The sequence below is a fragment of the Pseudomonas sp. Pseu.R1 genome, assembly GCF_045764065.1.
GTDB lineage: Bacteria > Pseudomonadota > Gammaproteobacteria > Pseudomonadales > Pseudomonadaceae > Aquipseudomonas.
Map to the genome: position 1 here is coordinate 4,150,665 of NZ_JBJGEE020000001.1, position 14,472 is coordinate 4,165,136.

At 60.1% G+C, this 14,472-nt stretch carries 11 protein-coding genes; 6 read left to right on the top strand and 5 right to left on the bottom strand.

Going from position 1 to position 14,472, the window contains the following annotated elements; translation table 11 throughout:
* Positions 1–19: 19 nt before the first annotated feature.
* From ACI5GA_RS19085 to ACI5GA_RS19095, 3 genes are all read left to right on the top strand, one after another.
* On the top strand, positions 20–502 hold the full coding sequence (locus ACI5GA_RS19085) for a retropepsin-like aspartic protease family protein (RefSeq protein ID WP_404636560.1): 483 nt from the start codon (positions 20–22) through the stop codon (positions 500–502).
* A 10-nt stretch (positions 503–512) separates the two neighbouring features.
* Entirely contained in the window at positions 513–2,771 is a 2,259-nt protein-coding gene (gene parC / locus ACI5GA_RS19090; RefSeq protein WP_404636436.1) for a DNA topoisomerase IV subunit A, read from the top strand.
* A 181-nt stretch (positions 2,772–2,952) separates the two neighbouring features.
* Positions 2,953–3,660 carry a PqiC family protein gene (locus ACI5GA_RS19095; protein ID WP_404636437.1) on the top strand — a complete coding sequence of 236 codons (708 nt, stop codon included), beginning with the start codon at positions 2,953–2,955 and terminating at the stop codon, positions 3,658–3,660.
* Positions 3,661–3,916: 256 nt separating this feature from the next.
* Here ACI5GA_RS19095 and ACI5GA_RS19100 read toward each other — a convergent pair whose 3' ends face one another.
* Positions 3,917–5,443 carry a histidine kinase gene (locus ACI5GA_RS19100; protein WP_421423832.1) on the bottom strand — a complete coding sequence of 509 codons (1,527 nt, stop codon included), beginning with the start codon at positions 5,441–5,443 and terminating at the stop codon, positions 3,917–3,919.
* A 130-nt stretch (positions 5,444–5,573) separates the two neighbouring features.
* Between ACI5GA_RS19100 and serB the strand changes: the two genes are divergently transcribed.
* On the top strand, positions 5,574–6,785 hold the full coding sequence (serB, locus tag ACI5GA_RS19105; RefSeq protein WP_421423833.1) for a phosphoserine phosphatase SerB: 1,212 nt from the start codon (positions 5,574–5,576) through the stop codon (positions 6,783–6,785).
* A gap of 89 nt (positions 6,786–6,874) precedes the next feature.
* On the opposite strand, the gene ACI5GA_RS19110 is transcribed toward serB, so the two are convergent.
* The 4 genes from ACI5GA_RS19110 to ACI5GA_RS19125 all read right to left on the bottom strand — a co-directional run bounded on the left by ACI5GA_RS19110 (position 6,875) and on the right by ACI5GA_RS19125 (position 12,256).
* Complete coding sequence (locus ACI5GA_RS19110) at positions 6,875–8,659, bottom strand: molecular chaperone (protein ID WP_404636440.1); 1,785 nt, start codon at positions 8,657–8,659, stop codon at positions 6,875–6,877.
* A 283-nt stretch (positions 8,660–8,942) separates the two neighbouring features.
* Positions 8,943–9,812, bottom strand: coding sequence for an archaetidylserine decarboxylase (gene asd, locus ACI5GA_RS19115; protein ID WP_404636561.1), 870 nt, complete (start codon positions 9,810–9,812; stop codon positions 8,943–8,945).
* Between the two features lie 45 nt (positions 9,813–9,857).
* Positions 9,858–10,673: a thiosulfate sulfurtransferase gene (gene rhdA, locus ACI5GA_RS19120; RefSeq protein ID WP_421423834.1), complete on the bottom strand. Its 816-nt coding sequence runs from the start codon at positions 10,671–10,673 to the stop codon at positions 9,858–9,860.
* A 47-nt stretch (positions 10,674–10,720) separates the two neighbouring features.
* Positions 10,721–12,256, bottom strand: coding sequence for an HDOD domain-containing protein (locus ACI5GA_RS19125; protein WP_421423835.1), 1,536 nt, complete (start codon positions 12,254–12,256; stop codon positions 10,721–10,723).
* Positions 12,257–12,467: 211 nt separating this feature from the next.
* Here ACI5GA_RS19125 and motA point away from each other — a divergent pair, with 211 nt between their 5' ends.
* Together motA and motB are read left to right on the top strand one after the other, a co-directional pair.
* Complete coding sequence (motA, locus tag ACI5GA_RS19130; protein WP_404636443.1) at positions 12,468–13,319, top strand: flagellar motor stator protein MotA; 852 nt, start codon at positions 12,468–12,470, stop codon at positions 13,317–13,319.
* A gap of 3 nt (positions 13,320–13,322) precedes the next feature.
* Complete coding sequence (gene motB, locus ACI5GA_RS19135; RefSeq protein ID WP_404636444.1) at positions 13,323–14,348, top strand: flagellar motor protein MotB; 1,026 nt, start codon at positions 13,323–13,325, stop codon at positions 14,346–14,348.
* Positions 14,349–14,472 lie beyond the last annotated feature (124 nt).

Consider the following 14,472-nt stretch of genomic DNA (forward strand, 5'->3'; position numbering starts at 1 on the left):
CAAGCGCGCCGGGCGTCTGATGTTGATCATCGTCTGGGCTGCGGCGCTGTTTTTGGCGACGCGTTTTTTCGGCGAATGGGAGCAGCGTCAGGAAAATCCGAATACCGCTGTCACTTCGCAACACGGTGATGGCTATGTCGAGGTGCAACTGGTGAGCAATCGCCAGGGGCACTTCGTCATGACGGGGCAGATCAATGCACGTCCCGTCGAATTCATGCTCGATACGGGCGCGACCAACGTTGCGATTCCCGAAAGCGTCGCACAGACACTGCGACTTGAGCGCGGCGCTCGCGTGGACGTCAGTACGGCCAATGGCCGGACCGAAGCCTTCCGCACGACGCTGAAACGGCTACAGATCGGCGACATCGTTCTGGACAATGTGCGCGCCCTGGTGGTGCCCGGTCTGGACGGTGATCAGGTGCTGCTGGGCATGAGCGCCGTCAAACAACTCGAATTCACCCAGCGCGGCGGCACCTTGCTGCTGCGCCAGACGACAAAATGATGAGGCCCGCATGAGCGACTCCCTTGACCTCAGCCTAGATGGCGTAGAACGCCGCTCACTGGCTGACTTCACCGAACAGGCCTATCTCAACTACTCCATGTACGTGATCATGGACCGGGCCTTGCCGCACATTGGCGACGGTCTGAAGCCTGTACAACGCCGCATCGTCTACGCGATGAGCGAGTTGGGCCTGGATGCAGACGCCAAGCACAAAAAATCGGCGCGTACCGTCGGTGACGTGCTCGGTAAGTTCCACCCCCACGGCGACTCGGCCTGCTATGAAGCGATGGTGCTGATGGCGCAGCCCTTCAGCTATCGCTACACGCTGGTGGACGGCCAGGGTAACTGGGGTGCGCCGGACGATCCCAAGTCGTTCGCCGCCATGCGTTACACCGAAGCGCGCCTGTCGCGTTATTCCGAAGTGCTGCTTAGCGAGCTGGGCCAGGGCACGGCGGACTGGGTGCCGAACTTCGACGGTACGCTGGATGAGCCCGCCGTACTGCCTGCGCGCCTGCCGAACATCCTGCTCAACGGCACCACCGGTATTGCCGTAGGCATGGCCACCGATGTGCCGCCACATAATCTGCGGGAAGTCGCCAATGCCTGTGTGCACTTACTCGACGACCCCAAGGCTACGACTGAAGACCTGTGTAAATTCGTGCAAGGCCCGGATTACCCGACCGAAGCCGAGATCATCACCCCACGCGCCGACCTGCTGAAAATCTACGAAAGCGGTCGTGGTTCGGTACGCATGCGCGCGGTCTATCGCGTGGAAGATGGCGACGTCGTGGTCACTGCGCTGCCTCATCAGGTCTCCGGTGCCAAGGTGCTGGAGCAGATCGCCGCACAAATGCAGGCCAAGAAATTGCCGATGGTCGCCGACCTGCGCGACGAGTCGGACCATGAAAACCCCTGCCGCATCGTGATCATTCCGCGCTCCAACCGCGTGGACGCTGATGAGCTGATGCAGCATCTGTTCGCCACCACCGAGCTGGAATCCAGCTATCGGGTGAACATCAACATCATCGGTCTGGACGGCAAGCCGCAGCTCAAGAACCTAAAAGCGTTGCTGGCCGAATGGTTGCAGTTCCGGATCACCACCGTGCGCCGCCGCTTGCAATTCCGTCTGGACAAGGTCGAGAAGCGCCTGCACCTGTTGGAAGGTTTGCTCACCGCTTACCTCAACCTGGACGAAGTGATTCACATCATCCGGACCTCGGATCACCCGAAGGCCGACCTGATCGCCCGTTTCGAGCTGTCGGAAATCCAGGCGGACTACATCCTCGACACCCGTCTGCGTCAATTGGCGCGTCTGGAAGAGATGAAGCTGCGCGGCGAGCAGGACGAACTGCTGAAAGAGCAAGCCAAACTGCTGGCCCTGCTGGGCAGCGACGCAAAACTGCGCAAACTGGTGCGCAGCGAGCTGATCAAGGATGCCGAAACCTACGGCGACGAGCGTCGTTCGCCAATTGTCGAGCGCGCCGAAGCCAAGGCTCTGTCTGAAAACGAGCTGATGCCGACCGAGCCAGTCACCGTTGTCCTGTCGGAAAAGGGCTGGGTACGATGCGCCAAAGGCCATGACATCGACGCCACAGGTCTTTCCTATAAAGCCGGAGACGGCTTCAAGGCGGCGGCGGCGGGGCGTTCGAATCAGTTTGCGGTGTTCATCGACTCCACCGGACGCAGTTATTCGCTCGCCGCACATAGCCTTCCGTCGGCTCGTGGGCAGGGCGACCCGCTGACCGGTCGTCTGACGCCACCGCCTGCTGCGACGTTCGAATGTGTGCTGTTGCCGGACGATGAAGCGCTTTACGTCATCGCCTCTGACGCCGGTTATGGCTTCGTGGTGAAGGGTGAAGACCTGCAAGCCAAGAACAAGGCGGGCAAGGCATTGCTGAGCCTGCCTGCGGGCGCGAAAGTCATCCTGCCGCGCCCGGTCCCGGATCGTGAGCAAAACTGGCTGGCCGCCGTGACCACCGAAGGCCGCTTGTTGGTGTTCAAAATCAGCGACTTGCCGCAACTGGGCAAAGGCAAGGGCAACAAGATCATCGGTATTCCGGGCGAGCGTGTGGCCAGCCGTGAAGAATACGTGACCGATCTGGCGGTGATTCCCGACGGCGCCACCTTGGTGCTTCAGGCGGGCAAGCGTACCCTGTCTCTGAAACCGGACGACCTCGAGCACTACAAAGGTGAGCGTGGGCGTCGTGGCAATAAGCTGCCCCGGGGTTTCCAGCGCGTGGATGCGCTGTTAGTGGAAAGCGCTACGTAAAGCGGTGTTTTCAGTGATCGATCTTCGGTTTGTCACGAAGATCGACGCAGAATCGCTGGAGTCACAGCGCATATTCACGGATGATATGACGTCGTTTGGCGCTGGCATGGCCCAGCGCTTTCATGTTTCTACGAGTTATTTGAATTGTGGGCGCGTCGTATTCGCTCACCTGGACGGAATGATGAATTTTTTACGCGTTCCTTTTGTTCTGTTATTGACCGGCGTTCTGGGTTTGGCCGGATGTAGCGTTCATCAGCCTCAATCGCTTTATCAACTGGACAGTGGCGATCCAGGACAACCTAAACAAAGTGCTGGCGTCGCGGTTTTGCTGGGGCCGGTTTCCGTTGCTGATTACCTGCAACGGGAAACATTATTGCAACGCCAACCCGACGGCAGCCTGACGGCATCGACCGACGGGCGTTGGGCGGGCAGCCTGTCTTCGGACATCGATCAACTGCTGCTGCGCCAACTGGCGTGGAAGCTGGACAGCCAGCGCGTGGTCATGGCGCCTGCGGCGGCCAATTTCACTCCGGACGTGCAGGTGGTGCTGTCGATCACCCGTCTGGATTCCGGTGAGAATCAGCCTGCGGTGCTCGATGCACAATGGCGCCTGCTGGACCGTCGTGGCACCGTACGCGACAGCAAGCTGATTCACCTTGAAGAACCCCATGCAGGCACTTCTGCTGCTCAGGTCAAGGCTCAGGGCGTGCTGTTGCAGCGACTTGCCGAGCAGTTGAGCGTTGCGGTCAAGCCTGTCGCCAGTCAGCCGTTGGTCGCTGATGAACCGAAAAAGGCCGCGCAGCCGGCCAAGACCCGTGTCGATCAGGACAAGCCAAAGATCCCGATGGCCTCTCCGATTCGCACCGATCTGGAAGTGTTCCGCTTCTGAGTTCAGCGCAAACAAAAAGCCCGCAGCGATGCGGGCTTTTTGTGGGCAGTTGCTTTTGATTCTGTCCGGAGGGCGTAGGCGCGCAGCTTGCTCGTGATCTGGCGCGAAGCGGCAGCAAAATCAGGCGCTGGGTAGTGTCAGGCAACCCTCTTAAACAGCGTTTACTGCCGGTGCCCGGCAGATCGCGAGCAAGCTGCGCTCCTACGGCCTCCGGCCAGAATCAAGAGCAGGTCGCGGGCGATCTCAGGCTTGGGGCTCAGACCTTACGCGCCTCATGCATACGCGCGAGCTGGCGTTCTAGCATCGATGGGTATGGCTCCATCAGGCGTTCCACACAGCTCGCGCCTTCTGGGCTTGCGATCGGGCGGATGCGTGCGCGCTGGCGAATGGTGTGGTCTTCGCTGATCTTGCGCTCCACCAGCAGCAAATTGCGGCTGTGTTGCGACAGGGCCAGTGCGTCTTGCGCGGTTTCGGTCAGCAGCAGATCGATCTGGTTCATGCCGTGCAGACCTTCGCCCAGCGTCAGGCCCAACTGCAATTGCAGGGTGATGCCGCTGTCCGCCACTTCGATCTGCAAGGCGTGGCTCAGCGCGCGCAGCAACTCGCCGCAGCAGATGGCGTTGGTCAGGTAGTCGTCACCGCTGTCCTGCGTGCTGAACACCATGAGAGAACTGCCATCGTTCAGGGTGTGCAGCTCGCTGTCGTACAACGAAGCCGCCTGATCGATGCAGTCGCGATAGCGCTCCAGCAATTCGGTCAGACGAGCGCGGGGCAGGCGGCGCAGTTGCTCCTGAGAACCCAGTTGCACAGCCAATACAGCGCTGTACTGGGGCTGCGAAGGCACCACCGGCAAAATAGGGCGCGATGCAGATTTCTGGGCAACAGGCGTTTCGTCGCGGAGGTCGGCGAACGGGTCTTCGTCGTCCTCATCTTCCTCGGCCAAGATACGGCGCGCCGGTATGGCGGTGGCACGGGGCTTCGGCGAGTCGTCGAAATCAGGGTCGTTCAGATCGCTGGCGTCGAACTCAGGCGAAATGTCGTCTTCGTCGTCGATGTGCTCAGGCTCGGGAATGGGTGCCGGTTCCGGCTCTGGCGGCGCATAGGACGCCTTGAGCTGGCGAGCCAGATCGCCGATTTCATCCTGGCGGTCGGTGGCCGGGGTGTAGGGGTCGATGTAGCGCAGCCACATGCGCAGTTGCAGCATCGGCGTGGAAATATGCCGCCCCAGACGCAGGCTCAACGCCAGCGAGAGCGCCAGCAGAATGCCTGCCAGGATGCCCATGCTTTGCAGGCTGATGGTCAGTGGCTGCTGGAACTGGCTCATGTCCAGGCTGATACGCAACGTACCGGCGACCACGTCCTGGAACGTGACTTTGGTTTCGTAGAGGCCTTCCGTCTGGCCGAGCAGGCCGTTCTTCGGGCGCTGACCCGCTTCGGCGAGAATGCGGTTGTCCACGCTGTAAATCGCCGCGTGGGCGACCAGCGGGTTCTTCACCAGATTGCCGAGCAGCACGTTGAGGCTGAGGATGTCGTTGGACACCAGCAGTTCGGTGGCGGAGGTCGCGGTTTGCGTGGTCAGGGCCTGGCCCAGCGCGTCGGCCTGCTCGTGCATGGCTTGCTTGAACTGCAAACCCATCACGCAGGCGTAGATCACCAACGCCAGCGCGACGAGGATCACGTTGTGGCTGGCGATGCGCAAAGCAATCGGTACGCGTCGATGACGCAATGCCCGGAAGATCAGCAAGAAGAAATTATCGGTTTTTACTGGCGTGGGCCGGTTCACTGAGCACGGCTCTCTTGGAGAAGTTGGGGCGCAGTATAGCGAGCGACCCAGATGCGGCAAAGCGCTCACTGTGCCCGGCGGTCACTGAAAGTGCGTAGAATGCGCTTTTTTTCCACAGCGGGGGTGCGCCTTGCGCGAAATTGTCCTGATTAACATTACCGGCGAAGACAGCCCGGGTCTGACGGCAGCCATTACCGGTGTTCTGGCTCAAGGTGGCGCCGATGTTCTGGATATTGGTCAGGCCGTGATTCACGACACCCTGTCATTCGGCATTCTGGTGCAGATTCCGGACACCGAAAGCGGCTCGACGGTCCTGGATCGGGTGCAACTGAAGGCCGACGAACTGGGCCTGCAAGTGTTATTCACCCAAGTCAGCGAAGACGATTACCAGCATTGGGTCGACGATCAGGGCAAGGACCGGCACATTGTGACGCTGCTGACCCGCAAGGTCACGGCCGAGCAGTTGCAGACCGTGAGTGCGATTACGGCCAAATACGGTTTGAACATTGACCGCATCGATCGTCTGTCCGGGCGCATGCCGCTGAACATGCCGACTGAAAAGGCCAAGGGCTGCATCGAGTTTTCCGTTCGCGGCGAACCTGCCGATGCGCAGCAGATGCGCGCCGAGTTCCTGCACGTGGCTCAGGAACTGAATGTCGACATCGCGTTTCAGCAGGATTCGGTGTTCCGCCGCAATCGCCGTCTGGCCGTGTTCGACATGGACTCGACGCTGATTGAAGCAGAGGTCATCGACGAACTGGCCAAGGCTCATGGTGTAGGTGATCGTGTTTCGGAAATCACCGAGCGTGCAATGCGCGGCGAGCTGGATTTTCGCGCCAGCTTCAAGGAGCGCCTGGCGCTGCTCAAGGGCCTGGACATCAAGGTGCTGGACGAGATTGGTGCGGCGTTGCGCTTGACCGAAGGCGCGGAAACTCTGTTTGCCGAACTCAAGCGTCTGGGCTACAAGACCGCGATTCTGTCCGGTGGCTTTACATACTTCGCCCGACAGTTGCAGGCAAAACTGGGCATCGATTATGTCTTCGCCAACGAACTGGAAGTGGTCGACGGCAAGTGCACCGGCGTTGCTGTAGAGCCGATCGTCGATGCTCAACGCAAGGCCGATCTGCTGCGTGAGCTGGCAGCGAAGGAAGGTTTGAGTCTGGAGCAGACCATCGCCGTGGGTGATGGCGCGAACGATCTGCCGATGCTGGCCATTGCCGGTCTGGGCGTAGCGTTCCGCGCCAAGCCACTGGTCAAGCAGTCTGCCAAACAGGCGATTTCGACGCTGGGCCTCGATGGTGTGCTGTACCTGCTGGGCTTCCGTGACCGGGAAGGCCGCTGACTCTTTAGTCGCACGACTTGCCGGAGGCAGCGATTTCAAATACGCCACCGCCGGCAAGCCATGCTGCTAGACGACGAAGTACCGAATGGCTACAACACCGTCCACAACGAATCGAATTCCTGCTCCGGACCTGCTTGCGCAGTGGCTTTCTTCGGCCCTTCAAGGATTTCATATTCGAACTGGTTGTAATTTCCTGTCGTTGCCTTACGCCCATTGAGGGTCGCTCGGCGTTCGTCACCGCAGTTGTTGATCATCACCTTGCAGCCGTCCTCGAAAGGCAAGCGAGGGGCCAGGACCGTCGCGGGTACGTCGATGGCTCGTACTTCCGGGAGTAACAGGGCGCGCAGGTATTGACTGCTCTGTTCGGCGCGCAGCAATTGCAGGCCACATGCTTGAGCGAAGGGCGCGATCAGTTCCAGCCCCATCTGTGTACCGCCGCTGCGCACCTGACGCACCCAGCGCACGACCGCAATACTCCAGCCGTGACCATGATCCTGAATGCCGATCATCTCACCGGCCTGAAGTTGATCAGGCACTTCCTTTGGCCACGCAAGGCAGTAACCCCCCGGGCTGTGATTGACGATGTTCAAGCTGTAAGTCGGAAAACCTTTCTGTGCGTCGGCGGCTGCGGCGGCTTCGGCTTCGCTGCCCTGGTACTCGATCTCTTCGAACGGCAACATCGTGTTCGACGTGCCAGTGCGTTGCACATCCAGTGCCTGCCCCCAAGGATCAAGCTTGGCGGGTTCCAGCGGCTGCAGCGTGTATTCGGTGACCTTGCCGACTGTGGCAGCGGGCATTTGCAGCAAGTCACTGAAGCAGCGCTGCCCGCCGACGAAGTAGTGCAGCGCGCTCATGCCAACGCAGACCGTCAGCGTGCCTTGGCCCTGAGTGCGCTGAAACGCGCGCTCCGATACATCTCCCCACGCAGCAGCCAGATGTTGGAGCACATCGATCGACAAGCCCGGCGGCACATGAAGGTAGGACTGCGAGCGCTGGTCAGGCGGTGTTTCGAGGTAGCGCTGGAGCGCTGCGGACAGTGGGCGAGGGTTGAAACCTAGCAGATGGGCGCGTTGATCCTCATTGAACAACGAGGTGTACCGCGGCGCCGTATCGGTGCCGAATGCCACTGCGTAGAGGCTTGAGTCGTCCAGGGGCTGTTGCAGCGTGACCATCGCGCTCCAGGCATCCAGCGCATCGGCCAGTTTGCCGATGTTGTGCTGGCGCATCTGGTTGCAGCGCGAGCACCCCATCAACAGGGCCACGATGTAGGTCTGTTCGACGGTCAGGGTACGGGTGTGGTTCGCCTGATTGTCGGCCACCGGTATCCCGTGCAACTGATGTTGTCGCGCGATCTGGTAAATCTGGTGGAGCTCCAGCCAAAGCCCGTCTTGTACCGGGCAGTACAACTGATTGGCGCGGATGAGCGGACCATTGAGGCAATGCAGCGCACGTTGCAATGCGGTGGCCAGCAGCGTTGTACGGTCTCGGCTGAATTTGGGGGCCACTCTGGCGATGATCTGCTTATAGCCAATTGCCAAGTGGTTTTGCAGCGCCTGACACAGGTTGGCGACCTTTCGAGGCCGTTCTTCCAGCACCACGGATTGATTCAGGAAATGCCGCTCCAAGTGCCTGCACACGAAAAACACTTCCGGGCGCAGCAATTCGAGCAGTTGCAGACGGTTTTCGCTGGGCGTCCGCAGTTGGTTCAGCTCGCCCAGGCCCTGATAGAGCTGGCGGGCCATTTCGCCGAGGTTGGCTTTAGGCAGGGTAGCGATCCAGCGCTTCAGGTCTTTTGGCGTCGCGTCACAGAACGACAGGCTCGACTGCGTCGGCACAGGGGCGCGCAACAACAGAGGGAGGCTTAAGTTACTCATGTGACAGGCAAACTCCAACAAACTACTGGCCCGGATGGCGTCATGAAACTGCGGTGCAGTGGCACGGTGACCCAGCGAAACGAGCAAGTTTACGTCAATTGAAAGCGAAGTTTCCTACAACACCGATGGACGACTGTACCAGCATCGACGTTGTGTCGCAGCCATTAATATCAAAGTGACATTGTATTGAGGCCGATACGTCGGTTTCGTGACGATGAATGGCGAGTCTCATTGAACATGAGTGGCCCGCCAATAAACCGTTTCAGAGTTTGTGAGGCAAAAATCACGCCTGAACAGGCGTTGCCAGCAGTTGACCCATTTGCGTGGGCGAACCGGCCGACAGCTCCTCGACCCATTTCACCTGATTCGGGCCAAACAGCACGATGGCGGTCGAGCCCAGTTTGAAGCGACCCAGTTCGGCGCCTTTCTCCAGATGAATCGGCGCACGGGCCGCTTCGTCATAACGGAAGGTTTTCAGCTCGCGCTTCGGAGGTGTCACCAGACCGGCCCAGACGGTTTCGACCGAGGCCACGATCATCGCGCCCACCAGCACAACGGCCATCGGGCCGCGCTCGGTGTCGAACAGGCAGACCACGCGCTCGTTGCGGGCGAACAGTTCCGGCACGTTTTCAGCGGTGGTCTGGTTCACTGAGAACAGACGCCCTGGTACGTAAACCATTTCACGCAGCGTGCCTGCCAGTGGCATGTGAACGCGGTGATAGTCCTTCGGCGACAAGTAAATGGTGGCGAATTCACCGCCCATGAACGGCGCGGACAGGCGTGCATCACCACCCAGCAATTCCAGTGCACTGAAGCTGTGGCCTTTGGCCTGGAAGATGCGGCCATGGTCGATAGTGCCCAACTGGCTCACGGCGCCGTCAGCGGGGCAGAGGATTGCGCCCGGTGTTTCATCCAGGGGGCGAGCGCCCGGCTTCAGCGCCCGGGTGAAGAAGTCGTTGAAGTGCGGGTACGCCGTGGCGTCCTCCACCAGCGCCTGAGACATGTCGACCTGATAGCGGCGCACGAACCATTGGGTGAATGCATTCTTGAACCAGCGCACGCGGCACTCGGCTACACAACCCGCCAGGCGAGACAGCAGATGGTGAGGCAGCAGGTATTGGAAAAGGATAAACAGACGCTGTTTCATCAGGATTCCTAAGCGTTTGAAAAAGGGAAATTCAGGTCGCGTGGCAACCCGTTATTTCTCGACCGGCGTGTCCGGATGATTGCCCCATTCGCCCCACGAACCGGCGTAGCCCTTGATTCGCGGATAGCCCAGCGCCTTGGCCACCAGATAGGTGAAGCCGGAGCGATGGTGAGTCTGGCAATGGGTGATGACTTCTTTGTCGGGGGTGATGCCGAGGTTTTCGAGGATCTGCGGCATGTCTTTGCGGATGCGCAACTGGCGGGCCTGATCCATGCCGGCCGTCCATTCGAAGTTGATTGCGCCGGGGATGTGCCCTCCTCGGGCTGCGACGACTTTTTCACCCGAATACTCGCTGGGACCGCGTGCGTCCCAGATTGCCAGGTCCGCAGCGCCCAGACGGCTTTGCAGGTATTCGCGGGTCGCGGTGGGTTCGTCGTGGATCGTGATTGTAACCGGGCCACCGGCAGGCGCAGGCACTTCAGTAGAGAGCAGCAGGCCTTCGGCTTGCCAGGACAGCACGCCACCATCCAGGTAGTGATACTTCGAGTGCCCAATGACGTCCAGCAGCCAGATGAAACGGCCGGCCCAACCGCCGCCTTCGTCGTCGTACACCACGTAGACCGCGTCAGGGTTGTGGCCGAGTTCGCCGAACAGTGTTTCCAGTTGCGCCTGGGTCGGCAGCAGGCCGGGCGCCGGAGGCTGGCCCAGTTGAGTGCGTTTCGGGTCGACGAAGCGGGCGCCGGGGATATGGCCTGCCTCATAACGGGCGGCGCTGGTCAGGTCGACCAGAATCAGTTCTGAAGCGCCGAGGCGTGCCTGCAGGTCTGCGGGCTCGATCACCAGTGGCAAGCTTGAGAAGGCAGACATGTGACGTCTCCAGATCATGAAAAAAGAGGCGAATTGTAGCTCAGCCGTCAGCCGTTGCGTTGGCTAAAGGTTGTAAGAGCTTTCTCGATACATTGCCCGGTTTTTCCGAATGCCTGGACCGTCACTTCCGAAAATGGCCCGCCACCCTGATCGGCCATGATCACCATCACCACGCGGCCGTTGCTGGCCAACGAGCGGATCAGCAGGTTTTCCCCCGGAAACAGGCTGCGCAGCTGAGGAGGAAGCAATGCCGAGAACTGTGCGTTATTGCTGGCGGTCAGGCGCAATTGGGTGGCTTGCGCCATCAAGCGTTGCAGCACGGTGCTGTCACGATAAGGGATGAGCAGCGCGGCGGACGTCGGGTCTACCCCTGCCAGTTGGTGTACGCGCAAAGTGTCGGTCTTGCGGTCGATCATGAGCAGCACGGTACGCTTCATGCCAGAGGCGAGCAGCGCATCCCGCGCACAAGTGGTCAGGTGCATTGCGTTGGTGAACGCGCTGGGCTCTTTGAGCAAGTCGCCGCAATGCTTGCGCCAGATTTGCAACGCTTCGGCCGATGGCGGCGGGGCGGGCAGCAAACCTTTGTGGACCCGGCGCGTGTCCCATGGCCACAGCAACGCTTCAGCCGGATGCCAGACGCCGGGCGCGGCATGCTGACGTGCGCTGGCGGCGGCGTTTTGATGCACTTGTTGCTGTAATTCGTCGAAAGGCTGTTGCAGGTACAGGCTGGTCAGCAGTTGCCAGCGCAGATTGTGTGGGGTGTCCCAGGATTGTTGCGCCGACAGCGCGAGGCCGTTGGCCAGCAGAATCGTATTGGCGGGTTGGTTGAGCCAGCGGCGCAAGGGCAGATCGGCGTCCAGTGCTTGTTGCTGTTTCAGTGGGTCACCATTTTCATGCGCGATACGCAGCACCTTCACCAGACTGCGCTGCTCGCGGATCAGCAGATCGTAGCCCTGCGTCACCCAGATCGGCAGTTGCCAATGCTGGGCCATGGCTTGACAGAGCTGTACCAGACGCACGCCAAACAACGATTTTTCGACAGTTTTTGCGCACTCGCCCTTGTGGATGACCCTCAGCTCCCATTCTTCCAGAAGCTTGGGGTGCGCCAATGCCATCGGCCACAGGGGGGCGAGGAACAGCAGACTTCCCAGATGAATGTCCTGCCACAAGCGTGCGAGCTGATTGGCGAACAATCCGTAAGCCTGTTGCGTGGCGTGCTGGCTGATGAGTTGCAGTTGGCGAAACGCGACCGGGATGTTCTGCAATTCGATGCTGGGCAGGCGCGCCAGTAATGTGCCGGTGCGGGCCAGGCCCAAGCGGTTCAAGGCCACTTCAAGGCTTTCCGCAGGTTCGGTCAGGCCACCGGCATTCAAATTCGCTTCGCGCAATACGCTGAGGACCAGCGCCGGACTGTCCTGCATGAAGTCGGCAATCTCTCGCAACGAGCGGCGGCTGTCGTTGAGCGCAGCGTGCACCTTCGCATGAGCGTTGGCAGGGACGGGCAGGGCAATGCCATCGAGCTGCTTGACCCAAGCGTCGAGTGTCTGCGGAACGAGGAGCGTAGAAGCTTTTTCTGATTGCATTCACAAGGCCCGTACGGCTGGGAGGTTTTGATCGGCGTCGAATGGTGGCATCATGCTGGCCGTTGCGCTGTGGTGCCCGAGCCAGACGCCAGACAGGATTTTCGCCTGAATTGACTATAGTCTGGCGCACTCATGCCGATAAGTAGAACAAGAGTTTCGACCGCTTCTCGCACAATGACCTTGAACCCGACTCAGTAAGTATTTTTTATCTATGGCAAAAATTATCGGCATCATCGTCGTTTTCGCGAGCGTTCTCGGCGGCTACGTACTTTCCCATGGTCAGATTGCTGCGTTGATCCAGCCTTTCGAGGTGATGATCATCGGCGGTGCTGCGCTGGGTGCATTCCTCCAGGCGAACCCGGGATATATGACCATGCTGGTCATCAAGAAGTCCCTGAAGATGTTTGGTTCGCGCTTCACCCACGCCTTTTACCTCGAAGTGCTGGGCCTGATCTACGAAATCCTCAACAAAAGCCGTCGTGAAGGCATGATGGCCATCGAAGGCGATATTGAAGAGCCGGAAAACAGCCCGATCTTCGCCAAGTACCCCAGCGTGTTGAAAGATACCAAGATGATCGCGTTCATCTGCGATTACCTGCGCATCATGTCCTCGGGCAACATGGCTCCCCACGAGCTGGAAGGCCTGTTCGACATGGAACTGCTGAGCATGAAAGAAGAGCTTGAGCACCCTTCCCATGCGGTGACCGGCGTCGCGGACGGTATGCCCGGTTTCGGTATCGTTGCGGCGGTACTGGGTATCGTCGTGACCATGGCGTCCCTGGGGTCCGGTGACAAAGCGGCGATCGGTATGCACGTAGGTGCGGCGCTGGTCGGTACCTTCTTCGGTATTCTCGCGGCCTATGGCTTCTTCGGCCCACTGGCGCAGTGCCTGGCCCACGACGCCAAAGAAGAAATGAACGTGTTCGAATCGATCAAGGCTTCCCTGGTGGCATCGGCCTCGGGTGTGCCGCCTTCACTGGCTGTCGAGTTCGGTCGCAAGGTGTTGTACCCGGCTCACCGCCCCAGCTTCAGCGAGCTGGAACAAGCTGTTCGCGGTCGTTGATCCATGGAAAATAATCAGCCCATTATCGTCAAGCGCGTAAAGCGCTTTGGCGGCGGACACCACGGCGGCGCCTGGAAAATCGCCTTCGCCGACTTCGCGACGGCGATGATGGCGTTCTTCCTGGTGCTGTGGCTGATGTCGTCGGCCACGCCCGAGCAGTTGATCGCCATCGCCGGTTACTTCAAGGATCCGGTCGGGTTCTCTGACAGTGGTTCGCCGTACGTCATCGACCTGGGCGGCTCGCCCGAGATGTCGCCGGACCAGACCCTCAACCCTGAAGTCAAATCCACCCCCGCGCCCGACAAAGTCCCGGTGGACGCCGATCAGCAGGATGCAGCGGCCGAGCAGGTCGAGCAGGAGCGGCTGGAGATGCTCCTGCAAGAGTTGCAGACCAAGGTCAACGAGAACCCGCAACTGGCGAAGTTCAAGGACCAGATCCTGTTCGAGATTACTCAGGACGGCTTGCGTATCCAGATCATGGACGCGGAAAACCGCCCGATGTTCGACATCGGCAGTGCGCGCCTGAAACCGTATTTCGAAGACATCCTTCTGGCCATGGCCGACACCATCAAAACGGTGCCAAACAAGGTGAGCATCAGTGGCCACACCGACGCCACGCCATACGTGGGCAATAACGGTTTCGGTAACTGGGAACTGTCAGCCAACCGCGCCAACGCCGCACGTCGTGCGCTGACGGCAGGCGGTTACCCGGATCCGCAAGTGGCTCGTGTCGTGGGCTTCGCCTCGTCGTCGCTGTACGACAAGGAGAACCCGAACAACCCGATCAACCGCCGTATCGACATCACCGTGCTGACCAAAAAGGCACAGGCGCGTATCGAAGGCGACCAGAACGCGGGCGGCGCCCCGAAAGCGGCGCCAGCTCCTGCGGCGCCAGCGGGCCAGCCTGGCGCGTCGAGCAGTGCGGCACCGGCCGTCGATCCACAGGCTGACGCCCAGCCTCATGAGATTCGGCAGAAGCTGAACATCTTCGATCAAGGGCAGTTGAAGATCGACGAGACCAAGAACTGATTTACGGTTCTGACAAAAACGCCGCGATAATCGCGGCGTTTTTGTGTGCCATCAATGGTGAGCGGAAACCGTGTGGGAGCCGGCTTGGTGCGGGCGGCGTTCCGACGAAAGCGTCGGGTCAGGC